Here is a 25234-nt window from a genome sequence, read left to right as displayed (position 1 = left end):
CCGACAAAATATGCTATCGCTCGGTTTAAAAATCCATAAATTGCACATCTTATCTCTATCTCCCTAAAGAGGAAGAGGTGATTCCATGTACAAAGGGAGCGGCTTAATCAGCATATGGCTGTCATTCTCCATCCTGCTGCTTAGCGCGGGTTTGGTCAGCCACGTCATGTCCATTCCGCTGCTGCTTGGCGCAGCCCAACGGGACGCTTGGGTATCCGTTCTTGTAGCGACGCCGTTCTTCCTTCTATGGCTCGTCCTGCTGTTTGCAGTCTTGAAGCAGCTTCAGGGCCAGCGAATTCCGGATTGGATCGCTAGACACTTCGGCGTCATTCCGGCATGGATCTTCCGCTTGTCCGCTTTTATCATCTTATTCCTATCAGGTACATACACGCTGCATGACACTTCGATCTGGACGGTCGTTACTTATATGCAGCAGACGCCTGTGCAAGCGATCATACTGATCGCCATTGTCACATCCATGTTGGCCGCGTACGGCGGACTCCGAACCATCGCGATGACCAGCAGCGTCCTGCTGCCCGTCGTTATTCTGCTCGGCTATTTTGTCGCGACGGCGAATACGAAGTATAAAGATCTCAGCCTGCTGTTTCCCATTCTAGAGAGAGGCTGGCAGCCCGTCTGGCATGGGGCCTTCTTCGCGCTTGGGGGGCTGCTGGAGCTATGGATACTAATACTCTTCCAGCACCAGCTGAGGAGCAAGCTGCGCTTGTGGCAGCTCATTTTGCTAGGACTGTTCATGATTACGATGGCAATCGGGCCGACGATCGGCGCCATCACCGAATTCGGACCGATCGAAGCGGCCAAGCAGCGTCACACGGCCTTCGACCAGTGGAAGATCGTCAACATCGGCAAGCTGCTGCAGCATGTCGACTTCCTATCGATCTATCAATGGCTGTGCGGTTCCTTCGCCCGCGTCTCCATTGCGCTTTACTTAATGACCGACATGCTCGACGTTCGCAAGCCCCGATCGCGGTTCATTACGTTACTTGTCCTCGCCACGGTCATGACGGTCATTGCCATGCATCTGTGGAGAGACGATCAGACGCTTGATTATTTGATGCAAATCCATTTTCCGATAACGGTCGTCTTTGTCTCATCCGTTACCGTTCTGCTCGCCATAGCCGTGCTCTATCGCCGCAGTCGAAAGGAGTCCTCTACCGATGACGCATCAAAAGCAAAAATATCAAAATGAAGAGCAACAGCCACCGGAATATTTCGACGATCATATATTGCGCAATTGGTTCGTGAACTGCGATGATGTGATCATTCAGACGAATCAATTCGGCGCTGCCGGATCGTCGGTGCAAGCGGTATTCATCTACTGCAGCGGGATGACGGAGACGAAGATCATCAACGATGTCATTCTGCCCGAGCTTCACAAGGTGTTCAAGGAGACCGGCTTTCAGCGGCGCGAAACGATGAATCATAACGCCGATCTGCAATGGGACGTGCTCTACTCGCCAAGCCTGCAGGTGACCCGACGCACGATCAGCTCCTATGTATTCGAAGGCCATCTACTATTCTGCTTGCCGAATATCCAGACGATATGGACGATCGATATCGCGAACTTCCCAAGCCGCATGCCATCCGAATCGGCGACTGAAGTGTCGATCCGGGGGCCGAAGGACGGTTTCGTCGAGCAACTGACGACCAATATCGCACTGATCCGGAAGCGGCTTCGCACCTATACGTTAGCCTGCGAGTACACGCAGTTAGGGGAGAGAACGCTAACGAAGACGGCGCTGCTCTATGTTAGCGATATCGCTAACCCGGAGATGATCAAGAATGTGAAGGACAAGCTTACTAACATTCACGTCGATAAGCTTGTTACGACCGGCCACTTGGAAGATTTATTATCGGATTCGCCGATCGTTCTGTTCCCGCCTACGCATTATACGGGCAGACCGGACTTTGCCGTGGAATGCCTGCTTAACGGCCGATTTATCATTTTCGTAGACGGCAATCCGACCGCCATTATCGCGCCAAGCAATTTATTTTTGCTTATGAAATCGCCCGAAGATGCTTATTTCCCGTTCCTATCCGTCAACGTGGGACGCATCTTGCGTTTCTTCGGGTTTATTACGACGATTTTCTTGCCCGGCTTCTATATCTCTCTTACCGCTTTCCATATCGATCAAGTCCCTTTCCCGCTGCTCGCAACCATCTCCTCCGGCCGTCACGGACTTCCTATGGAGTCAGGTTTGGAAATGTTCTTCATCATGGTTATGATGGAGCTGTTCCGCGAAGCCGGCGTGCGCCTGCCAAGCTCGATCGGACAGACGCTTACCGTCGTAGGCGGCTTGATCATCGGCGATGCTGCCATACGGGCAGGCTTAATATCGCCGCTAATGATCGTCGTGACCGCCATTACCGTCGTTTCCGGCGCAACGCTCGTCAATCAATCGCTCACGAGCTCGATGATTCTGGTTCGGTTCGCCTCCTTCACGCTGGCCGCGACGTTCGGGATGTACGGGTTCATTACGTCGATAATTCTGTTCGTCATTTACTTAAGCTCGGTCTACTCGTTCGGCGTTCCTTATCTCGCGCCGGCAGCGCCGCTTAATTTCAAGGAAATGCTGAAGTCGCTGTTCAAATGGCCTTTCATGATGAATCGCCGCAGACCCGAGTACCTGCATACTCAGAAGCCTTCGAAAGCAGGAAAAAAACGTTGAATCCCTTTGCCGGCCGGCTTCGACTCTTCCTGTCGCCGCTGCTTATCCTAGGCCTATGCTTGCCTCTATCCGGCTGCTGGAGCGCAACTGAAATTCAAAGCGTCAGCTATGCTAAAGCTCTGGGCATCGACTACAAGGACAATCAGTTCACCCTCTATGTGCAAATGCTGGACTTCTCCAATATCGCCAAGGCCGATGCAGGCGGCAAGGCGAATCAGGATGCGCAAGTATGGGTAGGCAAAGGCAGAGGGAGAACGTTGAACGCTGCGGCTAACGATCTGTATCGGACCGCTCAAATGCCTATTTCGTGGGGACATATATCGGCGATCGTCATTTCCGAGACCGTGCTTAAGAACATCGGCATTAAGTTCGTGGAGATGGTGAATCGTTTTCCCGAAATTCGCTATAACACTTGGGTGTACGGTACGCAGAGCCCGATTGAAGATATTTTATCGACGAACTCCTTTTTCAAGCTATCGCCGCTTACGACCATTCTTCACGATCCGCAGAAAAACTATCAGCAATACTCGGTCATGCCGCCTGTGCTCCTCTTCAAGTACTTGGCCTCGTTCAACGAGCCAGCGCGAACAACGTTCCTGCCTTGCATAGGCATCAACAATACGCAGTGGAAGGAAAACGAAACCCAGCAGCCGATGCTTACGCTAAACGGGGCCTACTTCGAATACGGAGATGACATTAACGGATTCCTGTCGCGCCAAAGTCTGCTTGGGTATCGGTGGATGCAGAAAAGCACGAATCGCTCGCCGTTAACGCTGGAGAAGGATGGGGAAGTCTACGGACAAATTTCCGCGGGTAGGCCGAAAATCAAGATTAAGACGATTATCAAAGGCGACGAGGTACGCTTCCAAATCTCCGTCCGATTGCTGGCGGCTTTGTACGAGTACTTGGAGCCGTTGTCGAATCAGGAGCTTGTCGCGATCGCCTCGGAAATCGTGAAGAAACAAATCATGGACACCTACACGGCGGGCGTCGACATCAATGTGGATGTATTCCAGCTTGGGCAGCATCTCTATAAGAAAGATCAGAAGCTGTGGCAGAAGCTGACGAACAACGGCCACCAGCTGGCCATCGATAAGCAATCCATCGAGAAGCTGGACGTCAACGTCGTCATTCCGTACTTCGGCAAGTATAAGCGGCTGCAATAACGTTGTCGACGTTCTCACCATCCATAAGCTGCGTTTCCCATCCTATTGCCCTCAAGTAATTGATGTTTGTGCGAATAGGATGGGTTTCCCATCCTATTGCCCTCAAGTAACCTAAGTTTGTGCGAATAGGATGGATTCCCCCTCCTATTTCTGTCTAATAAAAAAAACCGAGCTCCCTGTCACTCTCGGGAACTCGGTCCATCTGCTTAAATGCTCCAGTGATGCCAATCCTGCTGCTGGCGGTCGAGACCGCTCAGCCAATCGGATGTTACGCGGATCGCTTCCTCTTGATGGCTGCGGCTGGAGTACGTATGATTCGCTTGAAAAATAATTTCTTTGTCGCATAATCCTTCGTTACGCGTCCAAAACACCTTCTGGTATAGGAAGCTGTAATCGACCGGAATGAGCTCGTCGCTCGTTCCGTGAACGAGCAGCACTTCACCGCCGAACTTTGTCGCCGCTTGGAACGGCTGATGCTGGAGCAGCGATTCGTAGAATACCTTCTGCAGCGTGTAACCGTTATAGTCCGAGCTGCCAGATGTGACCGCTTCATCATAGCTGCTTCTACCGACGATACGAACGATATCGTTGAACGGATAAGCTACAGGAGACCATAGGACGAGCCGCTTAACACGGCGATCCCGCACGGCTGTCATGATCGCAATCGCTCCGCCAAGGCTATGGCCAAGCAGTACGATTCGGCGCGGATCTACACAATCCATGCTGGAGATGTAATCGATCGCTGTCCGCGTCTGATCGATCATCGATTCGAAGCCGAGCGCTCCGTAATCGCCCCCGCTCTCGCCGCAGCCTCCATAATCGAAGCGCAACACATAGGAGCCTTGCGCTGCCAGAGCGCGAGCCGCCTTAACGAACAGACGATCGACACCGATCCGACTGCCAATGAATCCATGGCATATGATAATCGCTTGCTTCTTCTCCGAATCCTTATGACTTCCGTCAGTCGGATAATGAAGCGTTGCGGTGAGCTCAAGCCCGTCATGACGCAAAGTGATCTGTTTTTCCATGCCGACTACCTCCTGATGATTCATATATAATAATTCCTACCCGTATACTATGAATTAAGTTAAACTAATATTAGCATCCGATTCAGCTACTGTCAAATGCGAATATGTAAGTCGTCATAGAAGCACGGGTATGTATTACTAATTTTCAATTTCGCAGGAAATACTATGCATGGGAGTATGAGGGTTGGAGTGTATTTTTACCGGATGAGAAAAGAAAATGCGAGGAGGTGCATGGGCATGCCGCTATGGCTCGAATGGTTGGACAATCATTGGCTTCCGGCTCTGCTGACCCTAGGCGTTATTATTGCAATCGGCTTCGTGATCGCCAACCGGAAGCTGTTGTTCTATAAAGAATAGTTCTATTCGCGTATAAGCGGCAAGCGGATCGTCACGATCGTACCGGCTCCGCGTTCACTGTCGATCGTAAGCTTGCCATCGTGCAACTCGATAATTTCTTTGCAAATGGCAAGGCCGAGCCCTGAACCGCCTTGGCCCGTTTGGGCCTTATAGAAGTTCTCCGTCACATGCGGCAGATCCTCCGCGTCGATGCCGCAGCCCGTGTCGGCTACCGTAACCTGCGCATACTCCTCCGTTGCGGTCGTCGATATGCGAATCGTACCTCCCGCTGGCGTGAACTTGAACGCGTTGTCGATGAGATTAATAATAACCTGCTTGAGCCGGTTGGCATCGCCGTGAACGACAAGCGGGCTTTTGCCGTATTCGGCCATTAGCCTGACGCCTGTCTGTCCTTTGCGAACGGCTAGCTGATGCACGGTCTCCTTGACGGGCCCGTTCATATCCAGCACCTCCGTATGGAGATCCATCGTCCGTGCCGACAGCTTGGAGAAGTCGAGCAGATCTTCAACGAGTCCGGATAATCGCTCCGTCTCCCGGCTAATGATCGACATCCCCATTTTGAACTCCTCATCGTCCGCAGGATCGCCTTCCTTCAGCGTCTCGCTCCAACCCTTGATTGAAGTGAGCGGCGTGCGAAGCTCATGCGAGATCGAAGAAATGAAGTTGTTCTTCAGCTTCTCCCGCTTATTAAGCTCCACTACCATGGAATTAAACGTCTCCGCCAGCTGGCCGATCTCGTCGTCGCTTCTCTTCGTTGCTCTGCGCGTCCAATCCCCCTCCGCCATGTATCTTGCAACGCGCGTCAACTCGCGAATCGGCTTCACGATACGTTGAGCTAGAAACAAACTCAGCCCCAGGAAAAGCAGAATGACAGCCGTTCCGACAGCAGCGGCCATACGAATAAGCAGGCTTACCATCGCATCGACCTGTTCGAGCGAAGCCGAATATCGCAGCAGCGAGACGACGCGCATGTCGTTCCATAGCGGAATCGTGACGGACATAACCCGCTCTCCGTAATAAGGGTCAACGCCGCGCCAGCTTCCCGTCGTACCGGAGATTGCCGCCTTCACATCGCCCGTCGTATAACGGATGTCTTCGGAGAAACCATCTGAATCGATACGAATTTGGCCCGTGCTGTCTAGCAGTTGCAGTCTTGTCCCGCCTTCGATCATATATTGCAGCATATAATCGGCTTGGTCCTGAACCCCTAGCGAGGAGAGGGAACGGCCATGCAGCGTAAGCGCCGTCTCCGCCCGTTGCTTGACCGAGCTCTGCGCGCTGCCGTAATAATAGTTCCACATCAGCGCTGCGAACGTCGTGCCGAGCACCGTAACGACGAGTACGATTAGCAGCAAAAAGCTCCAAACCATCCGCGATTTGACGCTTCTCATGGCCTAGCGCCTCGTTTCCACCGATACCCGAAGCCCCATACCGTCTCAATGAAGGACGGCTCGGACGGATTACTTTMGATTTTCTGCCGAATGCGGCGAATGTTAACGTCCACGACTTTCAGATCGCCAACATAGTACCGGCCCCATACTTCGCTCAAAATGTGATCGCGGCTCACGCTCGCCCCCTCGCGCTCCATGAGCAATCGAACCAACGTCCACTCGGTAGGCGTGAGGATGATCTCCCGATCTTCCTTCCATAGCTTACGCTCAGGTATAGACAGAACGAATGGCGGAATACGAACTTCAAGCGCCGGAGCAGTTGCCGCTGCGGGAGCTTGCCCAAGGTCATAGCTGCCGCTAAAGCTTTGATTGGACACTTGCACGGCCTTGAGCAAATCCTCCGACTCGCCTGCCTTGTCCCCGCCGCCCTGCACAGTTGAATCGCTCGAGCCGACCGGTTCGGAACTCATCCTTCGGTACAGCGACTTAATCCGCGCGATTAGCTCGCCGGGACTGAAAGGCTTCTGAACGTAATCGTCCGCACCTAGCTCTAAGCCGTGTATTTTATCCTCTTCCTGCGACTTTGCCGTTAACATAATAATACCCATGCGGGGATAGTTCGCGCGCAGTTGCTCGCATACTTCGAAGCCGCTAATCGTCGGAAGCATCACGTCCAGCAAGGCGATGTCGAAAGGCCCTTCCGTACGCGCAAGCTCAAGCGCAGCTTCGCCCGTCTCCGCTTCCGTCACCTCCATCTCATTGCGCTTCAAGTTAATGCGCACAAATCCGCGGATCGATTCCTCATCCTCCAGCAACAATATTCGCATAGGTCACCGCCTGCTTCTGTTCTATTAATCATTGCGAATCGTCAGATAGGAAGCCATCTGATCTTCTATCTTCAGCATTTCGTTGAACTCGTTCTTGTCTGCGTCATTCCACTCTTGCGGCGCTTCCTTAACGAAGGAAACGGCGAACACGTTGCCGCTGTCCGCGAACAAATGCTGATACGACTTCTGCTCATCTTTCCAGATGGTCTCCAGCGCGTCCCAATCCTTCTTCGGTACTGCGTACAAGGTCGCAAGCTCTGCCTTCTCGTTACCCGAGCTGTCGATGACATCGATCGTCACGATGCTATAAGGATCGCTCTGCGACTTGCGCAGCGTATACTTGCCCGACCATTGCTCGGGAATCCGCATTGTCAGCCCATAGTTTGAATCCGTGAACTCCTCCATGACGGGAGCGAAGCTGGACTGTCCATCCCATTGCACCCAGTCATTGATCCATACGGCATCTACGTAAGGCACGCCAAGCTCGTCCGGCGCTTCTCTCACCAAAGCCAGCTCAATAATCCCGTCCCCATTCACGTCGCCGCTCATCGTCGGTTTGCCGCTAATGCCATTAGCCGGATCATCAGAGGCAGGATACACGAGCCTTAGTCCTCTTTTCTCCCATACATACATGGCGGTGTAAGTTCCGTGTGCGCCTGTCGAGGCTTCCAGCACAACTCCGCTAAGCCTTGGCGATACTTGCCCGATAAGCAGCCTCTCGTACGTGTTGACTCCGTTAAACAGGCCTTGTTCGACGATTGTATGCAGCGCGTTATTGCTCCAGTTGTAGATCGTTAATTGAAACGCGGGCAGCTCCTTCTCCCGGTTCGTATGCGTCTCCGAAATAATGGCCAGCTCCGGCAGTCCGTCTCCGTTCATATCGCCAGTCTCGGCGTAGGAATAAGGCAATGAATCAAGCGGCTTCAATACAAGATTGCCGCGTTCATTGCGCTCCGTCTTCCCGTGAAAAGAATACATCTCCAGCACGTTCGGACTTTCGAAAGCGCCCGTCCAACCGACGAGCAGCTCCATTTTGCCATCACGGTCCAAATCGATAATATCAAGCCAAGCGATCTGTCTAGCCATCGGCTGTTCCACGCCAACCCACGACTTCCATTTACCGTCTGTCTGCTTAAGCACCAGCAGCTCCGGCGTACTGTATTCATTGTAAAAGGTGACGACCGCTTCCTTCACGCCGTCGCCATCCACATCCAGAATGCGGATCGCCTCCATGTTCTTCTCTCTTAGCGGCAGCGTCAGCTTGCTATAATCAGGGAGCTCCTTCTCGATCGCTTGCAGCAGCACCTGCTTGTCCGCCGCGATCTTCGGCTTCTGCAGCAAATCCGCAGGGGCCGCCGTGTAGCGGCAACCTGCGGATAGGATAAGGATGAACAGGGCAGCGCTTAGAAGGCCGCCTATTCGTATCATATTTCCGTACAGGACGGATCGTTGCGGTGAGCGAGCGACTTTCAATTGCTATAGCCTCCTCCAGTTGCGTTGCAGCGGATTATGGCAGTTCATCTATCGTAGCGAACGTATAACCCATCTCCGTTAGTTCATCTATAATTCCAGGGAGCGCCTCCACCGTATTCGCGATGTGCTTGCCTCCAAAAGAATGCATTAATATTATACCACCGGGCTTCGCTTCCGTTCGAATCATTTCTTGCATATCGGCTACCGAAGTCCCCGCCCAATCACGCGTATCGATATTCCAACCGATCATGTGACGGCCCGTGTTTTTAACGATATCCTTAAGCGTATCCGACACTGCTCCATAAGGAGCGCGGAACAATACTGGCGTGAAGCCTACGGCATCCTTAATCAGTTTATCGCTATCGTTAATCTCCTTCAAAATCGCATCCTTGCCCAGCTTGGACAAGTCTTTATGATTGTACGTATGATTGCCGATTTCATGGCCTTCCTTCACGATCCGCTCCAACACTTCCGGACTTTTGTTCACTTGGAGACCAACGACGAAGAACGTCGCTTTCACTCCTTTTTCTTTCAGGATATCCAATATGGCCGGCGTATAACGCTTGTCCGGACCATCGTCGAAGGTTAACGCGATAACCTTCTGCTCTTCTTTGTCAGGCTCGGCTGTTGCCGTACCCTCCGGAACAATCTCGATCGGAACGTTCCCGCCGAGGTCTTCGCTGCCTTCATCCTGCACTAAAATAACTTCCCCCGGCTTAACACCGGTTTCTTCGCCAGCCTTACTGCCRCTCGGACCGCTTAGATCCAGACCTAGATCGGAATATACTCCATCCGTCTCCTGCTCTTCCCCATCTGCCGCGATAGCCGTCAGATCGAGAGTCTGGCTGACTGCGCAGCCGCTGCTCCATACCATCACTGCTGCCAGCAGCAGCATAACCAACCATCCCTTATAACGTTTGAACTCCCTTGTCATTTCGCTCACCTTCTACTCCCCGCTTATAACTCTATCGTAGCGGAATGGTAGTTTAAGAGAGTTACAAAATAGTAACACCTTTCGCGCTTATATGACATTTTGTATAAAAAGAAAAAGCCCCCGTCATCGACGCTTTCTCAGCGTTTTCGACAACAGGGGCTTATATGGCTTGCGGCTTCTTAACGAAGCGCTTTAGCTGCAATATCGGTACGGCTTTGTTTGCCTTCAAAATCAATCACGCTAACCGCTTCATAAGCGCGTGCGCGAGCTTCGGCAATATCTTTGCCGCGGCCTACGACGCCAAGCACGCGTCCGCCGTTCGTTACGAATTGGCCGTCCTTCGATGCTGTGCCGGCATGGAACACAAGCGCGCCTTGCGCTTCTGCTTCCGCAAGACCCTTAATGACGCGGCCCTTCGGATACGATGCCGGATAACCTTCGGATGCGATAACGACGCAGACAGCTGCCTCGTCATCCCACTCGATGTCGAGATCGCGAAGTCTGCCGTTAAGCGAAGCAAGTACGATGTCGACAAGATCGGTTTTCAGACGCGGCAATACGACCTGTGTTTCCGGATCGCCCATGCGAGCGTTGAACTCGATCGTTTTCGGACCATCCTTCGTAATCATAAGACCTGCGAACAGGACGCCGCGGAACGGACGGCCTTCGCTCACCATTGCTTTAGCCGTAGGGATAATGATGTTCGTGATCGACTCGTCGATAATCGCTTGGTCGATATGCGGAAGCGGCGTGTAAGTGCCCATGCCGCCCGTGTTCGGACCTTTGTCGCCGTCGAAAATCGGCTTATGATCCTGTGCAGGTACCATAGCGCGAACCGTCTCGCCGTCAACGAACGCCAGAATCGACATTTCTTGTCCTTCGAGGAATTCCTCGATGACGATTTGATTGCCCGCATCGCCGAACACTTTGTCGACCATCGCTTCGCGAAGCGCTTTCTCGGCCTCTTCAAGCGTTGCTGCAACCGTTACGCCTTTGCCAGCTGCAAGGCCGTCAGCCTTAATGACGATTGGAGTCGACTGCTCACGCAAGTAAGCCAGCGCCAATTCGTAATTGGTGAACGTCTCGTATTTGGCAGTTGGGATGTCGTATTTTTTGAGCAGGTTTTTCATGAAGATTTTGCTGCCTTCGATTTCAGCCGCGTTTTTGCGAGGTCCGTATGTCGGAATACCCTCTGCTTCGAAAGCATCTACGATCCCGTCTGCAAGCGGATCGTCAGGTCCGATAAAGACGAGGTCAATCGACGCTTCCTTTGCGAAGCGCGTAAGCTCCGCGAATTCGCTAACCGCGATCGGCACGCATTCCGCAAGCTGTGCGATACCCGCATTGCCCGGCGCGCAGAACACTTCCTTTACTTTCTCGCTTTTCTTAAGCGCCCAGACGATCGTATGCTCCCGTCCGCCGCTGCCAACAACCAATATACGCATGTGCTAATCCCCCTATATATTATTGCGATTAAAAAAAGGAGCACAACAGTGAGTTTTGCCTCACTCGGAAGTGAGGCCCCTCATACCTATCTTTTACGCAGGCTGTCGTGCTCTGTATGTTCATTCGTTCGTTTTAGTGTTTGAAGTGGCGAACGCCAGTGAATACCATCGCGATGCCTGCCGCGTTAGCCGCTGCGATTGATTCCTCGTCTTTGATCGATCCGCCTGGCTGAATGATCGCCGTGATGCCTGCTTTCGCAGCAAGCTCAACCGTATCTCCCATTGGGAAGAACGCATCGGAAGCGAGTGCCGCTCCTTTTGCTTTCTCGCCGGCTTGCTCGATCGCAATGCGAGCCGCGCCTACGCGGTTCATTTGACCAGCGCCTACGCCTACTGTCATATCGTCCTTCGCAAGAAGGATCGCATTCGATTTCACATGCTTAACCACTTTCCAGCCGAACAGCAATTGCTTCAGTTCTTCAGCCGTTGGTTTGCGGTCTGTAACGAATTGCAGATCGGCTTCCGTCACGCTATGCACATCGCTCTCTTGAACGAGCATGCCGCCAGCTACCGAAGTAACGATCCACTCCGCCTTGCGTTCTGCTGCGGCTGTAAGTGCCCCAAGCTTCATAAGACGAATGTTTTTCTTCTTCGTAAGAATATCGAGCGCTTCCGGCGTGAAGTCCGGTGCGATAATGATTTCTAGGAAAATGCTGCCGAGCAACTCAGCCGTATCAGCGCCGATTGTACGGTTAGCCGCTACGATGCCGCCGAAGATCGACGTTGGGTCAGCTGCATAAGCTTTCTCATATGCTTCGTGAATCGTTGCGCCGATACCTACGCCGCAAGGGTTCATGTGCTTAACGGCAACGACTGCCGGCTCGTCGAACTCTTTAAGAATGCCAAGCGCCGCGTTCGCGTCGCTGATGTTGTTGTAGGAAAGCTCTTTGCCGTGCAATTGCTCAGCTGTGGAGATATTGCCTGCAGCAGCAAGCGGCTTGCTGTAGAAAGCAGCCTTCTGATGCGGGTTCTCGCCGTAACGAAGGTCTTGTACTTTCTCGTAAGTAACCGTGTACGATTCAGGAAGCGGCTCGCCCATTTGCTTCGAGAGGTAGTCGGAGATAAGGGAGTCGTAAGCAGCCGTGTGACGGAACACTTTGGCAGCCAGACGTTTGCGCGTTTCGAGCGTCGTGTCGCCTTGCGCTTTCACTTCTTCTAGGATCGTGCCGTAGTCGCCAGCGTCGACAACTACCGTTACGAAAGCATGGTTCTTAGCTGCGGAACGAAGCATCGTTGGGCCGCCGATATCGATGTTCTCGATCGCGTCCTCGTACGAAACGTCTGGCTTAGCAATTGTTTCTTTGAACGGGTACAGGTTAACGATGACGAGATCGATGTAGTCGAGACCAAGCTCTTTCATCGCTTTCTGATGCTCTTCGTCATCGCGAACGGCGAGCAGACCGCTATGTACGGCCGGGTGCAGCGTCTTCACGCGTCCATCGAGAATTTCAGGGAAACCCGTTACATCGGAAATGCCGATAACCGGTACGCCTTCCTTCTGAAGCAGGCTGAACGTACCCCCTGTCGAAATAATTTGTACGCCTTGCTGCGCCAGCTCACGGGAAAACTCCACGATGCCGGTCTTATCCGAAACACTAATTAACGCTCTGCGAATAGCCACGCCAAATTCCTCCTTATCTATATGGAACAACAATTGCTTGTCTTCTTACTTGGTCAGTCACGAAATAGCGCTGATTTCTAGCTCTATTCACCAGCGCCGACGCCGTTTGAGCTCAGTTCCGCCGAAGTCCTTTGAAATAGCGCTAATTTCTATCGCTATTTCCTTCAAACTAACCTTAGTTTGTGGAATAGAGCTACTTTCTAGCTCTATTCACCAGCGCCGACGCCGKTTGRGCTCAGTTCCGCCGCTCCCACCACGAAATAGCGCTAAYTTYTAKCKCTATTTCMTTCAAACTAACCTTAGTTTGTGGAATAAAGCTACTTTCTAGCTCTATTCGCCAGCGCTGACGCCGTTTGAGCTCAGTTTCGCCGCTCCCACCACGAAATAGCGTTAATTTCTATCGCTATTTCGWYCAAACTAACCTTAGTTTGTGGAATAGAGCTRMTTTCTAGCTCTATTCACCAGCGGCTAGCGCCGACTGGGCGCTCGATCCACCTACTTACCCGCGGCGGATCGAGACATGCCTGCCATCCAGCGTCACGCGGTTCTCCGCGATGAGCTGGATGACGCTTGGCAGCAGCGCTTGCTCTGCTGCGTGAATGCGCGGGGCGAGCGACGCTTCCGTGTCGCCGTCCGCCACTTCCACAGCGGTCTGCGCGATGATCGGCCCGCTGTCCATGCCGCCGTCCACATAGTGGACGGTGACGCCGGTCAGCTTGACGCCGTATTCCAGCGCCTGGCCGATGCCGTTCACGCCTGGGAAAGCCGGCAGCAGCGCCGGATGGATGTTAATCATCCGGCCATAAAACGGCTCCACCAGCACCGATGTGATGATCCGCATGTAACCGGCCAGCACAATCAGCTCAACGCCGCGGCGCTGCAGCTCGGCGATAATTTCCGTCTCGTAAGCTTCGCGAGACGGGTACTCCTTCGGCGTGAACAGGAACGTGTCCACGCCCGCCTTCTGTGCGCGCTCCACAACGGGAGCGGCTGGCTTGTCACAAACAAGAAGCTCGATGGTTACATCGAGCTTCCCCTCCTGCACCGCATCCACAATCGCTTGGAAATTCGAGCCTTGTCCCGAAGCGAAGACGGCGATGCGAAGCGATGCCATTATACGTCCGCTCCCGTAAACGTTACGATGCGGCTTCCTTCCGTAACCGTTCCGATACGGTAAGCCTCCTCGCCAAGCTCCGCTGCAACGCGCAGCGCAGTCTCCGCTTGATCTGCCGGTACAACAACGACCAAACCTACGCCCATGTTGAACGTAGTGAACATATCACGGTTCGTAATATTGCCCTTCTCCTGCATCAATCCGAAGATCGGCAGAATCGGCCACGAGCCGTATGCGATATCAACGTTAACGCCTTCCGGCAATACGCGCGGAATGTTCTCGATGAAGCCGCCGCCCGTAATGTGCGCCATGCCCTTCACGTCCACTTGCTCGATCAGCTTAAGCGCCGATTTCACATAGATGCGCGTTGGCTCGATCAGCACGTCGCCTAGACGAGCGCCGCCAAGCTCTTCGAGCGTTTGCTCCAAAGAGTAGCCTGCTTCTTCAAGCAGCAAACGGCGAACGAGCGAGAAGCCATTGCTGTGAATGCCGCTCGATGCGAAGCCGATGACCGCATCGCCAGCAGCGATTGTCGATCCGTCGATCATTTTTTTCTTATCTACGATACCGACTGTGAAGCCGGCAATGTCATATTCGCCTTCGGAGTACATGCCTGGCATCTCTGCCGTTTCGCCGCCGATCAGTGAGCAGCCCGCTTGCACGCAGCCCTCAGCAATACCGGCAACGATCGCTTCGATTTTCTCAGGCACGACTTTGTCGCATGCCAAGTAGTCTAGGAAAAACAACGGCTCAGCGCCTTGTACGATAATGTCGTTCACGCACATCGCTACCGCATCGATGCCGATCGTGTCATGCTTGTCCATTGCAAAAGCAAGCTTCAGCTTCGTGCCGACGCCATCCGTTCCGGATACGAGAACAGGCTCCTCGTACTTGTCCTTGTTCAGGCCGAACAAACCTCCGAAGCCGCCAAGCTCCGCCATAACCTCCGGACGGTAAGTGCGCTTCACGTGCTTTTTCATTCGTTCAACCGCTTCGTTGCCCGCCGCTATATCGACGCCGGCCTTTTTGTACGCTTCTGACACTTTCGGTCAACTCCTTAAAATGTAATGCATACTTTAGTTGTTCCCCACACCGCCAGCCGCTAACAGCTGCAGCTTTTGTCCGATTCTTCGTTCACAGGCGTCGGATAGTCATTGTCGAAGCAAGCCAGGCACATGCCGCGGTTATACGCACCGTCATTGCCGCCGACCGAATCAACGAAGCCATCATTGCTTAGGAAAGATAACGAGTCCGCGTTGATCTGCTTGCGAATTTCTTCCACCGTCCGGTACGAAGCGATCAGCTCCTTGCGGTCAGGGGTATCGATGCCGTAGTAGCACGGGTTTTTGAAAGGCGGTGACGTTATCCGCACATGCACTTCGGTCGCGCCTGCTTCACGAAGCAGGTTCACGATACGAAGCGAGGTCGTGCCGCGCACGATCGAATCATCGATCATGACGACGCGTTTTCCTTCCACGACTTTGCGAACGGCGGAAAGCTTCATCTTCACGCCTTTTTCGCGCAGCTCTTGGGAAGGTTGGATAAACGTCCTGCCTGTATATTTGTTTTTGATAAGTCCAAGCTCATAAGGAATACCCGTTTGCTCGGCATAACCGATCGCCGCGGAAATACTGGAATCGGGCACGCCCGTTACAATATCCGCGTCCACGAATGATTCCTGCGCGAGCTGGCGTCCCATCCGTTTGCGCGCCGAGTGGATGTTGATTCCGTTAATATCGCTGTCCGGGCGGGCAAAATAAATGTATTCCATCGCGCAAGTCGCACGGCGCTCTACTTCTGCATAACGGTCTTCACGCATACCGTCAGCGTCGAAAATCAGCAATTCTCCCGGCTGCACATCGCGAACATATTCCGCGCCGATCGTCTCGAACGCGCAAGATTCCGACGAGAATACGTAGCCATCGCCTAGACGACCCATGACGAGCGGACGAAGTCCGTTCGGATCGGAAGCGACGAGCAGCTTTTCATTCGTCATGATCAGGAACGCGAATCCGCCGACAATACGCTGCAACGCTTCTTTCGCCGCCGTCTCGAAATCCTTCGGAGAACGAGCGATCAGATGCGCAATTACTTCCGTGTCGCTCGACGTCTGGAAGATCGATCCCGACATCTCAAGCTCCTTGCGGATTTCCGGCGCATTGACGATGTTGCCGTTCGTCGCAACAGCGAGGTCACCATCGCGATAGCGGAAGATAAGCGGCTGTGCATTCGCCAGCTTGCTCTCTCCTGCCGTCGAATAACGAACGTGGCCAATCGCACGGTCGCCCTTCAGATGGTCAAGCTCGTCCTTGCCGAACACTTCCTTAACTAGCCCCATGTTGCGGTGATAGGCGAAGGCATTGCCGTTAGCCGTATCAACCGTACAAATTCCCGCGCTTTCTTCGCCGCGATGCTGAAGCGCATGCAGGCCGTAGTAAGAGAGGCTCGACGCCGCCGGGATATTGAATACCCCGAAGACGCCGCACTCTTCACGCAGTTTGTCGAAAATATCGTCACGTCCGATACCCTCGTTATAATGATCTCCCGTCCAAAGCAAATGCTTGCTTATTTCATCAGACATGGAATCGCATCCTTCCAGACCTTCTCCAGTTGTTTGACCGGCGCGTTGATGCCGGATTTGCCGTTTACGTTGATGGAAAGGCTGCTGCCTTTAACCGTACCGATAGTAGCGTTGATTACGCCTTGCTCGTTCAGGTAAGCCGTCAATGCCGCAGCATTTTCCGGTTTAGCGGAGAGCAGAATACGCGATTGCGATTCGCTGAACAGCAATTGATCCGCGCGAAGCTCAGTGGAGAGAGCGATCTCTGCGCCAAGTCCGCCGCTGATGCAAGATTCTGCTGCAGCTACCGCAATGCCGCCTTCGGACAAGTCATGCGCCGAAGCGACTAGACCTTTTTGAATCGCGCCAAGAACGGCACCGATTACTTTTTTCTCCGTAGCGAGGTCGATTTCAGGTGGACGTCCGCTAGCCGCGCCTTCGAGCACGTATTGCAGCTCGCTGCCGCCGAACTCGGCTTTCGTCTCGCCGATCAAGACGATCACGTCGCCATCAGCTTTGAAGCCTTGCGTCGTAATGTGGTCAACGTCGTGTACGAGACCAACCATGCCGATTACCGGCGTTGGGTAGATCGCGCCTTTCGCGTTCTCGTTGTACAAGCTGACGTTACCGCCGATTACCGGCGTATCCAGCACGACACAAGCTTCGGACATGCCGTCTGCCGATTTCTCAAGCTGCCAGAACACTTCAGGTTTCTCAGGGTTGCCGAAGTTCAGGTTGTCCGTAATCGCAAGCGGCTCTGCGCCGGAGCAAACGATATTGCGCGCTGCTTCAGCAACGGAGATACGTCCGCCAACTTCAGGATCCAGATATACATAACGACCGTTGCAGTCCGTCGTCATTGCAAGCGCCTTGCGCGTGCCGGGAATCGTCACAACAGCCGCGTCGGAGCCCGGCTGAACAGCCGTCGACGTACGAACCATGTAATCGTATTGATTGTAAACCCACTCTTTGCTAGCAACCGTAGGGGATGCAAGCACTTTTTCCAAAGCGCCGTTCAAGTCCGTGATTTCGGCAAAAGCAGCTGTATCCACTTTCGCATTCTCACGATAGTAAGCTGGCTCTGCAGATGGCTTCTCATAAACCGGACACTCGTCAACGAGCGCTTTAACCGGCATATCAGCTACTTCTTCGCCTTGGTGGAACAAACGAAGACGTCCGTCATCGGTTACTTTGCCGACTTTGGCGCAAATAATGCCCCAACGGTCGAAAATTTCTTTCGCTTGCGCTTCATGCTGCGGTTCAACAACGAACAGCATGCGCTCTTGCGATTCGGAAAGCATCATTTCGTAAGGCGTCATGCCAGTCTCGCGTTGCGGAACTTCGTCCAGGTACAGCTCAAGGCCGTTGCCTGCTTTCGAAGCCATCTCCGCGCTGGAGCAAGTGAGGCCTGCTGCGCCCATATCTTGAATACCAAGTACGATACCGGAATCGATCAGCTCAAGCGTTGCTTCCATAACGAGCTTCTCCATGAACGGATCGCCTACTTGTACAGCCGTACGCTTCTCTTCGGATTCTTCGGACAGCTCGACGGATGCGAATGTCGCGCCGTGGATACCGTCGCGGCCCGTTGCCGGACCAACGTAGAATACCGGGTTGCCTACCCCTTTTGCTACGCCGCGTTGGATTTTATCGTGATCGATAAGACCCACGCACATCGCGTTAACGAGCGGGTTGCCTTCATAGCTTTCGTCGAACATGACTTCGCCCGCAACGGTAGGAATACCGATACAGTTGCCGTAGCCAGCGATGCCGCTAACGACGTGCTCGAACAAATATTTAACGCGTTCATTCTCAAGATTGCCGAAACGAAGGCTGTTCAAAAGAGCAACCGGACGTGCGCCCATCGAGAAAATGTCGCGGATAATGCCGCCTACGCCTGTAGCCGCGCCTTGGAAAGGCTCAACTGCAGATGGATGGTTATGCGATTCAATTTTGAAAACGACCGCTTGGTTGTCGCCGATGTCGACGATGCCCGCACCTTCGCCCGGTCCCATCAGGACGCGAGGACCTGTGATCGGGAATTTTTTCAAGATTGGTTTGGAGTTTTTGTACGAGCAGTGCTCGGACCACATGACGCTGAATACGCCGATCTCCGTGTAGTTGGGCTTACGGCCAAGGAATCCGCAAATAAGCTCATATTCGTAATCGGATACGCCAAATTGGCTGTAAATTTTCTGATCGGCAATTTGCTCCGCCGTCGGTTCTTTAGCCGTTAACTGCTGCGCCATGTTGTTCCCTCCATGCATTCAAAATCGATGTAAACATCCGTTTGCCGTCTTCCGAGCCCAGCAATTGATTAACTGCGCGCTCTGGATGCGGCATCATGCCAACTACGTTGCCTGCTTTGTTGCTTACGCCCGCGATGTTCTCTACCGAACCGTTCGGGTTCGTGTCGCCTGCATAGCGGAACACGATTTGGTTGTTCGCTTTCAGTTCAGCAAGCGTTGCATCATCGCAGAAGTAGTTGCCTTCGCCATGAGCGATCGGAATATTGATAATCTCGCCTTGCGAGTATTGGTTGGTGAAAGCCGTGTTGTTGTTAACAACTTCAAGCGGCGTTTGGTGACAGCGGAACTTCAGTCCGTTGTTGCGGATCAAAGCGCCAGGAAGCAGTCCAGCCTCGGTCAAAATTTGGAATCCGTTGCAAATGCCAAGGATAAACTTGCCTTGGTCAGCCGCTTTCTTCACTTCGCTCATTACGTTAGCGAAGCGAGCGATAGCGCCGCAGCGAAGGTAATCGCCGTAGGAGAAACCGCCAGGAACTAGAATGCCGTCATATGCGGACAGGTCGGTAGCCGTATGCCATACGTAGTCGACAGGCTGGCCGATCGTTTCTTCAACCGCTTTGTAGCAGTCGATGTCGCAGTTGGAGCCTGGAAATACGATAACTGCAAACTTCATCGTCTTATCCCTCCAGCTCAAAACGGTAATCTTCGACAACCGTATTCGCAAGCAGCTTCTCGCACATCACTTTAATGCGTGCTTCTGCTTCTGCGCGGTCGTTCGTATCAAGCTCAAGCTCCAAGTATTTACCGATGCGCACTTTGCCGACTTCGGCGAAGCCCATCGAGTGAAGCGCGCCTTGTACAGCTGTTCCTTGCGGGTCCAAAACGTTTTCTTTGATCGTGACATAGACGGTTGCCTTCATAATAGCCTCCTGGAAATGTGAGTTTTCCCTTTGCGGGTATGAGCTGGGAAAAGGGATCGTTCGTGAGTACGCAAGGGCAATTGTCTCCGTCGCATTAGCAATCGTAAATTTTTAATTACACCTTCATGTGTAAATTTACGATAGCTAGACGCGAGCGCTGTCGCTCTACGACAACAACCCTTGCTCCCCTCACTTGTCCATTTTCCACAAACTCAAAAACCGCTGCGGGGTGGTCGGTGAAGCTTGGACAGCCGCGCTTTGCGCTTGCGCGCGCGCTGGCTGTTAAAGAGAGCTGGTTAGTTCACCATCGCCGAGCTTCTGCCCGTTTACCGGGTGAGGTGCTCATCCCCATCTCCCTCATTATCGGTGAGATGTTGCGGCGTTGGCGGATTAACTGGAATTTGTCCTGTTATTTCGGCGGATATGAGCTGATGCGATGAATTAGCTGGAGGTTGTCCCGTTATTTCGCCGCTAAACCAGGCTTCGAGGCCGATTTGGTGAAATTAGCGGGAGGTTTTCCAGTTAATTCGTGCGAGAGCGTTCATTCGAGCCAATTTAACGGGAGAAATTCCCGTTATTGTATAACGGCCGCGGGGTTCACCGCTGCCATGCTTACCAGAGCAGCCGCACTTCGTTGGCTGCGGTGCTTTGACTGGATTTCATCCAGCCAAATCGAGCGTTACGAGCCGAAATCTGCATTTGACTGTATTTCCTACAGTTAAATGGGAGTAATGAGCTCTAAATCCGGGAAACAGGCGCTTTTGATTGGATATTTTACAGTCAAAGCTTAGAAACGAATGAATAAGGTTACTTTAGACTGGACGAAATCCAACCAAGCGGCGCTTGTACCCAACCTTACAACATACAAACCTTTATAATTCAACGCCGACGAGGCGGCGGTAGATGTCGCGGTAGCGGGCGGTCGTCGCTGCTACTACGGATTCGGGAAGCGGAGCAGGCTTGCTGTCGCGATCCCAGTCGGAGCCGAGCAGATAAGTGCGTACAGGTTCTTTGTCCATGCTGTCGATCTCGATGTCGAAGGCGTAGTTGCCTTCGGCCCAGAAGCGGGACGAGTCCGGCGTGAAGATTTCGTCGATCAATATAACTTTGCCGTCGATAAGTCCGAATTCGAATTTGCAATCGGCAAGAATGATGCCATGCTTCGCGCAATACTCATGCGCGAACTCATACAACTTGATGCTGCGGTCGCGAAGCTCTTCTGCGAGCTCAGCGCCAACCATCTCAGCCATCTTCTCGAACGGGATGTCCTCGTCGTGACCGACGTCGTTTTTCGCAGCAGGCGTGAAGATCGGCGCCGGGAAGCGCTCGTTCTTGCGAAGACCCGCAGGGAGCTCGATGCCGTTGATCGCGGACGTTTGCTGGTATTGTCTCCAACCTCCGCCCGTGATATAGCCGCGAACGACGCATTCGATATCGATGCGCTCCGCTTTGCGGGTAACCATGATGCGATTGCGAAGCAGTTCAGGCTCGGTAACAAGGTCGCCAAGCTTCTCAACGTCCGTATGCACGACGTGGTTGACTTGAATGTCGGCCGTTTGCTCGAACCAATAAGCCGATAGGCGGTTCAGCACATTGCCTTTGTCCGGCACGGCCGGGTCGAGCACGTAATCGAATGCCGAGATGCGGTCCGTCACGACGATTAGGAAATGCTCGCCGAGATCGTACAATTCTCGCACCTTGCCTTTATAAATTAGAGGAGCCTTAATGTAATCAACAGCCGTGGATAAAGCTTGCGATTGAACAGTCATTGATGGCTTGCCCTCCCTAGATTAATCCGAGACGTGAGAAGATCGTGTCGACATGCTTGAGGTGCCATGCCGGGTTGAAGCAGTCGTCGATTTCTTCAGCCGACAGTACGCTTGTAACCTCTTCCGTCTCGCTGATGATATCGCGGAACTGACGTTGCGTTTCCCAAGCCTGCATCGCGCGCGGTTGAACCGTGTCGTATGCTTTTTCGCGGCTGAAGCCTTTGTCGATCAGCTTCGTCAATACGCGGCCCGAGAACGGCACGCCGTAAGTCGCTTGCATGTTGCGCTTCATGTTTTCCGGGAACACCGTCAGGTTGTTGATGATGTTGCCAAGACGGTTCAGCATGTAGTTCAACAGCATCGTTGCATCCGGCAAAATGATGCGCTCAACCGACGAGTGGCTGATGTCGCGCTCATGCCAGAGCGGAATGTTCTCGTAAGCCGTCAGCATATGTCCGCGAATAACGCGTGCAAGACCGGAGATGTTCTCGCAGCCGATTGGGTTGCGCTTATGCGGCATTGCCGAAGATCCTTTTTGACCTTTCGCGAAAGGCTCTTCAACCTCACGGAACTCGCTCTTCTGCAAAGCGCGAATTTCCGTAGCGAACTTGTCGAGCGAGGACGCGATGAGCGCCAATGTTGCCATATATTCGGCATGACGGTCACGCTGCAGAGTTTGCGTCGAGATAGGAGCTGCCGTGATGCCAAGCTTCTTGCAGACGAACTCTTCCACGAACGGATCGATATCCGCGAACGTGCCTACAGCGCCGGACATTTTGCCGAACTGTACGCCGTTAGCCGCATGCTGGAAACGCTCCAGGTTACGTTTCATTTCCTCGTACCAGAGAGCTACTTTCAGACCGAACGTCGTCGGCTGCGCATGAACGCCATGCGTACGGCCCATCATAGGCGTATCTTTATATTGGATCGCTTTGTCGCGAAGAATTTCAATGAAACGCTCGATATCTTTGAACAAAATCGCATTGGCTTGAAGGAGCAGGTAACCGTTCGCCGTATCGACAACGTCGGTCGAAGTAAGACCGTAATGAACCCATTTGCCTTCAGGACCTGCTTTCTCGGACACAGCGCGTGTGAACGCGATAACGTCATGGCGAGTGTCTAACTCGATTTCGTAGATGCGATCAATATCGAAAGCCGCCGATTTGCGAAGCGCCACGACATCTTCCTTCGGAATCGCGCCAAGCTCGGACCAAGCCTCGCATGCGCATAGTTCAACTTCGAGCCAAGCGTTGAACTTGTTCTCTTCTGTCCAAATCGCTCTCATTTCCGGTCTGCTGTAACGCTCTAACATAAACCATTCACACCTTCCAAATATTCGTTTCTTGAATCCATTCCAGCGCTGCTTCGGTACTTGGCGCAAGGACGTTCACATGGCCCATCTTGCGTTTGAATACCGCTTCCTTCTTTCCGTACAAATGCACCTTCGGCGCAACGTGAAGCCGCTCCGCCGACTCGTCGCGCTGCGCCATAAGCGCAAGCAGCGGCTCTACATGCTGCCCAAGTACGTTAACCATAACGACAGGGCTCATGAGCGTCGTATCCCCGAGCGGCAGGTTGCATACCGCGCGTACATGCTGCTCGAACTGCGAAGTTCGGCAAGCTTCCATCGTATAGTGACCGCTGTTATGCGGCCTAGGAGCCAGTTCGTTAACGAACAGCTCGCCATCCGCCGTAACGAACAGCTCCACCGCGATCAACCCTACGACGCCAAGCCCTTCGGCAATGCGCATCGCCAGTCGTTCCGCTTCACGCTGCACGTCCTCGTTAATACGTGCCGGCACGATAGATAAGTGCAATATATTATCGACGTGAATATTTTCCGCAACAGGGAACGCTTTTATTTCACCCTGCGGGCTTCTCGCCGCTATTACTGATAATTCTTTGTCAAAGCGAATGAACTGCTCGAGTACGAGCTGCACGCCCGCGCGCGAAAGCGTCTCGTAAGCTTCGGCGATCTCGTCTTCGCTGCGGATGACCCATTGGCCTTTGCCGTCGTAACCGCCCATCGCCGTCTTCAGCACGCAAGGCGTACCGAAACGTTCTACCGCCTCGCGAAGCTCGTCCACGCTGCGGATCTCGCTGTAAGGCGCTACGCGAACGCCCGCCGCTTCGATCGCTTGCTTCTCGCGAAGCCGATGCTGCGTCGTATAAAGCAGCTCACTGCCTTGCGGCACGTACGATTCCGCCATCAGCATTGCTGCGACATCGGCATCAACGTTCTCGAACTCGTAGGTGATGACATCCGACCGCTTCGCAAGCTCGCGAGCCGCCTCACGATTGTCATAAGCCGCTACGATCTGCTCCGATACTTGCCCGCATGGCGCATCCGGCGTTGGATCAAGAGCAATGAACCGATAGCCCATCGCGCTGCCTGCATTCGCCATCATTCGGCCAAGCTGACCGCCGCCGAGAATGCCGATCGTGCTGCCAGGAAGCAGCGTCTTCACATTCTCTGCGGATGCGGACGACTTATTGCCCGCTCCGCTGCTCATAGCGTCTCACTGCTTTCCAGCACTTCCTGCTTCACGCGCTCGCGGCGCGCTTCTACGCGCGCTTGCACTTCAGGATCGAACGCGCCGATCATTTGCGCCGCAAGCAAGCCTGCATTCGTGCCGCCTGCATTGCCGATCGCGACTGTCGCAACCGGAATGCCGCCCGGCATTTGTACGATGGAGAGCAGCGAATCAAGTCCGCTTAGATTCGAAGACTTAACAGGAACGCCAATAACCGGCAAAATCGTCTTCGCAGCGACCATGCCGGGCAAGTGTGCAGCTCCGCCGGCTCCGGCAATAATGACCTTAAGCCCTCGTTCTACTGCCGATTCCGCATATTCGAACATCAAATCCGGTGTACGATGCGCCGACACTACCTTTTTCTCATACGGAATTTGAAGCTCCTCCAGAACGTCACAGGCTAATTTCATTGTGTCCCAATCCGACTTGCTGCCCATGATTACGCCTACCTTCGCAGACATGCGATCAAACCTACTTTCATCAATAGAGTATGGAAAAACAGAAAAAGCCCGCAAGCAACCATATATAGGCTGCCTCGGACTACGAGCGCGAGCGCCGGCGACAATGAATGTATGCCGCCTGCCGCTCAGTAAAGGATTCGATGATGAGGCAGCTTCCAGCGCTAGGAGACAACAGAAGGCTGCCCCGTCAGAGGAGCAACCTATGCTTGGCAAATGGCTGTGCGCAGCTCTCGTTCATCGCTTCACTTCACGCTCGTAGTCCAGAAAATAAGGTTTCCGGGTAGAAACATTCGGGCCTTCTCCCGAAAATATACGAGTGTATCTTAACTAAGTGTTAGCGTTATTTCTTCTACTTTAATATATAACGCATATCATGATATTTGTCGAATCTTGTCGTTCAAGGCAGTGTGCTCGCCTCAAGCCTACTCTAGTTTATCCAATCCCCCTAACACTGTCAATAAAATACGAACATTATGAGAGGAAGTTTTATAAAGGTTCGTTTTTTTGAATAAATCGTACGGAAAATCAGAACAGTATGCCCAAAAAAAGGGCTTATGCCCACTGKCATGAATCGAAAAACAGAGCCTAACCTCATTTGAGACGTTCCCGGTCGTACTTGCAGACTAGGGACGGCT

21 protein-coding genes and 1 riboswitch are annotated in these 25234 nt (G+C 53.1%); of the genes, 4 read left to right on the top strand and 17 right to left on the bottom strand.

The window, feature by feature from the left end; genetic code table 11:
• Nucleotides 1-85: 85 nt before the first annotated feature.
• From AC1DF0_RS23570 to AC1DF0_RS23560, 3 genes are read left to right on the top strand one after another with little or no spacing between them, the layout of a single operon-like run.
• Nucleotides 86-1210 (top strand): endospore germination permease, encoded by a 1125-nt coding sequence (locus tag AC1DF0_RS23570; protein WP_477575496.1) that lies wholly within the window; start codon nt 86-88, stop codon nt 1208-1210.
• On the top strand, nt 1179-2690 hold the full coding sequence (locus AC1DF0_RS23565; protein WP_477575495.1) for a spore germination protein: 1512 nt from the start codon (nt 1179-1181) through the stop codon (nt 2688-2690). The genes AC1DF0_RS23570 and AC1DF0_RS23565 overlap by 32 nt, the downstream gene beginning before the upstream one ends.
• Entirely contained in the window at nt 2687-3856 is a 1170-nt protein-coding gene (locus tag AC1DF0_RS23560; RefSeq protein ID WP_477575494.1) for a Ger(x)C family spore germination protein, read from the top strand. Before AC1DF0_RS23565 ends, AC1DF0_RS23560 begins: the two co-directional genes overlap by 4 nt.
• 206 nt (nt 3857-4062) lie before the next feature.
• Here the strand turns inward: AC1DF0_RS23560 and AC1DF0_RS23555 are convergent, their stop codons facing one another.
• From AC1DF0_RS23555 to purE, 17 genes are all read right to left on the bottom strand, one after another.
• Nucleotides 4063-4884 carry an alpha/beta fold hydrolase gene (locus AC1DF0_RS23555; RefSeq protein WP_475824266.1) on the bottom strand — a complete coding sequence of 274 codons (822 nt, stop codon included), beginning with the start codon at nt 4882-4884 and terminating at the stop codon, nt 4063-4065.
• 359 nt (nt 4885-5243) lie between these two features.
• Nucleotides 5244-6632, bottom strand: coding sequence for a sensor histidine kinase (locus AC1DF0_RS23550; RefSeq protein ID WP_477575493.1), 1389 nt, complete (start codon nt 6630-6632; stop codon nt 5244-5246).
• Nucleotides 6629-7459, bottom strand: coding sequence for a response regulator transcription factor (locus AC1DF0_RS23545; protein WP_477575492.1), 831 nt, complete (start codon nt 7457-7459; stop codon nt 6629-6631). Before AC1DF0_RS23545 ends, AC1DF0_RS23550 begins: the two co-directional genes overlap by 4 nt.
• Nucleotides 7460-7483: 24 nt before the next feature.
• Nucleotides 7484-8932: an FG-GAP repeat domain-containing protein gene (locus tag AC1DF0_RS23540; RefSeq protein WP_442052439.1), complete on the bottom strand. Its 1449-nt coding sequence runs from the start codon at nt 8930-8932 to the stop codon at nt 7484-7486.
• A gap of 34 nt (nt 8933-8966) precedes the next feature.
• Nucleotides 8967-9866 (bottom strand): polysaccharide deacetylase family protein, encoded by a 900-nt coding sequence (locus tag AC1DF0_RS23535; RefSeq protein WP_442052440.1) that lies wholly within the window; start codon nt 9864-9866, stop codon nt 8967-8969.
• A 179-nt stretch (nt 9867-10045) separates the two neighbouring features.
• Nucleotides 10046-11311, bottom strand: a complete 1266-nt coding sequence (gene purD, locus AC1DF0_RS23530) for a phosphoribosylamine--glycine ligase (protein WP_477575491.1) — start codon at nt 11309-11311, stop codon at nt 10046-10048.
• 133 nt (nt 11312-11444) lie between these two features.
• Nucleotides 11445-12992: a bifunctional phosphoribosylaminoimidazolecarboxamide formyltransferase/IMP cyclohydrolase gene (gene purH, locus AC1DF0_RS23525; protein WP_442052442.1), complete on the bottom strand. Its 1548-nt coding sequence runs from the start codon at nt 12990-12992 to the stop codon at nt 11445-11447.
• Nucleotides 12993-13491: 499 nt separating this feature from the next.
• Nucleotides 13492-14106, bottom strand: a complete 615-nt coding sequence (gene purN, locus AC1DF0_RS23520; RefSeq protein WP_477575490.1) for a phosphoribosylglycinamide formyltransferase — start codon at nt 14104-14106, stop codon at nt 13492-13494.
• On the bottom strand, nt 14106-15149 hold the full coding sequence (purM, locus tag AC1DF0_RS23515) for a phosphoribosylformylglycinamidine cyclo-ligase (RefSeq protein ID WP_477575489.1): 1044 nt from the start codon (nt 15147-15149) through the stop codon (nt 14106-14108). Before purM ends, purN begins: the two co-directional genes overlap by 1 nt.
• 59 nt (nt 15150-15208) lie before the next feature.
• Nucleotides 15209-16687, bottom strand: a complete 1479-nt coding sequence (purF, locus tag AC1DF0_RS23510; protein WP_477575488.1) for an amidophosphoribosyltransferase — start codon at nt 16685-16687, stop codon at nt 15209-15211.
• Complete coding sequence (gene purL, locus AC1DF0_RS23505) at nt 16672-18915, bottom strand: phosphoribosylformylglycinamidine synthase subunit PurL (RefSeq protein WP_475824276.1); 2244 nt, start codon at nt 18913-18915, stop codon at nt 16672-16674. The genes purF and purL overlap by 16 nt, the downstream gene beginning before the upstream one ends.
• On the bottom strand, nt 18893-19588 hold the full coding sequence (gene purQ / locus AC1DF0_RS23500) for a phosphoribosylformylglycinamidine synthase subunit PurQ (RefSeq protein ID WP_337103660.1): 696 nt from the start codon (nt 19586-19588) through the stop codon (nt 18893-18895). Before purQ ends, purL begins: the two co-directional genes overlap by 23 nt.
• A 4-nt stretch (nt 19589-19592) precedes the next feature.
• Entirely contained in the window at nt 19593-19838 is a 246-nt protein-coding gene (purS, locus tag AC1DF0_RS23495; protein ID WP_307476050.1) for a phosphoribosylformylglycinamidine synthase subunit PurS, read from the bottom strand.
• An 869-nt stretch (nt 19839-20707) separates the two neighbouring features.
• Nucleotides 20708-21604, bottom strand: a complete 897-nt coding sequence (locus tag AC1DF0_RS23490; protein WP_442052448.1) for a phosphoribosylaminoimidazolesuccinocarboxamide synthase — start codon at nt 21602-21604, stop codon at nt 20708-20710.
• Nucleotides 21605-21620: 16 nt separating this feature from the next.
• Nucleotides 21621-22916, bottom strand: a complete 1296-nt coding sequence (gene purB / locus AC1DF0_RS23485; RefSeq protein ID WP_477575487.1) for an adenylosuccinate lyase — start codon at nt 22914-22916, stop codon at nt 21621-21623.
• 7 nt (nt 22917-22923) lie between these two features.
• Nucleotides 22924-24117, bottom strand: a complete 1194-nt coding sequence (gene purK / locus AC1DF0_RS23480; protein WP_477575486.1) for a 5-(carboxyamino)imidazole ribonucleotide synthase — start codon at nt 24115-24117, stop codon at nt 22924-22926.
• Nucleotides 24114-24599, bottom strand: a complete 486-nt coding sequence (purE, locus tag AC1DF0_RS23475; RefSeq protein ID WP_475824281.1) for a 5-(carboxyamino)imidazole ribonucleotide mutase — start codon at nt 24597-24599, stop codon at nt 24114-24116. The genes purK and purE overlap by 4 nt, the downstream gene beginning before the upstream one ends.
• A 103-nt stretch (nt 24600-24702) precedes the next feature.
• Here purE and AC1DF0_RS23470 point away from each other — a divergent pair, with 103 nt between their 5' ends.
• Complete coding sequence (locus AC1DF0_RS23470) at nt 24703-24858, top strand: hypothetical protein (protein ID WP_442052452.1); 156 nt, start codon at nt 24703-24705, stop codon at nt 24856-24858.
• A riboswitch (purine riboswitch) is annotated at nt 24836-24935 on the bottom strand. (Overlaps the previous gene by 23 nt.)
• Nucleotides 24936-25234 lie beyond the last annotated feature (299 nt).

It is taken from the genome of Paenibacillus sp. 05T425, from assembly GCF_056396205.1.
Note: the sequence above shows the minus strand (reverse complement) of the source record. Positions and strands in the feature narration are given on the sequence as shown.

Bases quoted from the DNA above. Each gene is read 5' to 3' on its own strand.
- AC1DF0_RS23570 (WP_477575496.1), top strand. From the start codon at position 86: ATGTACAAAGGGAGCGGCTTAATCAGCATATGGCTGTCATTCTCCATC.
- AC1DF0_RS23565 (WP_477575495.1), top strand. From the start codon at position 1,179: ATGACGCATCAAAAGCAAAAATATCAAAATGAAGAGCAACAGCCACCG.
- AC1DF0_RS23555 (WP_475824266.1), bottom strand. From the start codon at position 4,884: ATGGAAAAACAGATCACTTTGCGTCATGACGGGCTTGAGCTCACCGCA.
- AC1DF0_RS23550 (WP_477575493.1), bottom strand. From the start codon at position 6,632: ATGAGAAGCGTCAAATCGCGGATGGTTTGGAGCTTTTTGCTGCTAATC.
- purD (WP_477575491.1), bottom strand. From the start codon at position 11,311: ATGCGTATATTGGTTGTTGGCAGCGGCGGACGGGAGCATACGATCGTC.
- purN (WP_477575490.1), bottom strand. From the start codon at position 14,106: ATGGCATCGCTTCGCATCGCCGTCTTCGCTTCGGGACAAGGCTCGAAT.
- purF (WP_477575488.1), bottom strand. From the start codon at position 16,687: ATGTCTGATGAAATAAGCAAGCATTTGCTTTGGACGGGAGATCATTAT.
- purL (WP_475824276.1), bottom strand. From the start codon at position 18,915: ATGGCGCAGCAGTTAACGGCTAAAGAACCGACGGCGGAGCAAATTGCC.
- purQ (WP_337103660.1), bottom strand. From the start codon at position 19,588: ATGAAGTTTGCAGTTATCGTATTTCCAGGCTCCAACTGCGACATCGAC.
- AC1DF0_RS23490 (WP_442052448.1), bottom strand. From the start codon at position 21,604: ATGACTGTTCAATCGCAAGCTTTATCCACGGCTGTTGATTACATTAAG.
- purB (WP_477575487.1), bottom strand. From the start codon at position 22,916: ATGTTAGAGCGTTACAGCAGACCGGAAATGAGAGCGATTTGGACAGAA.
- purK (WP_477575486.1), bottom strand. From the start codon at position 24,117: ATGAGCAGCGGAGCGGGCAATAAGTCGTCCGCATCCGCAGAGAATGTG.
- purE (WP_475824281.1), bottom strand. From the start codon at position 24,599: ATGTCTGCGAAGGTAGGCGTAATCATGGGCAGCAAGTCGGATTGGGAC.
- AC1DF0_RS23470 (WP_442052452.1), top strand. From the start codon at position 24,703: ATGAATGTATGCCGCCTGCCGCTCAGTAAAGGATTCGATGATGAGGCA.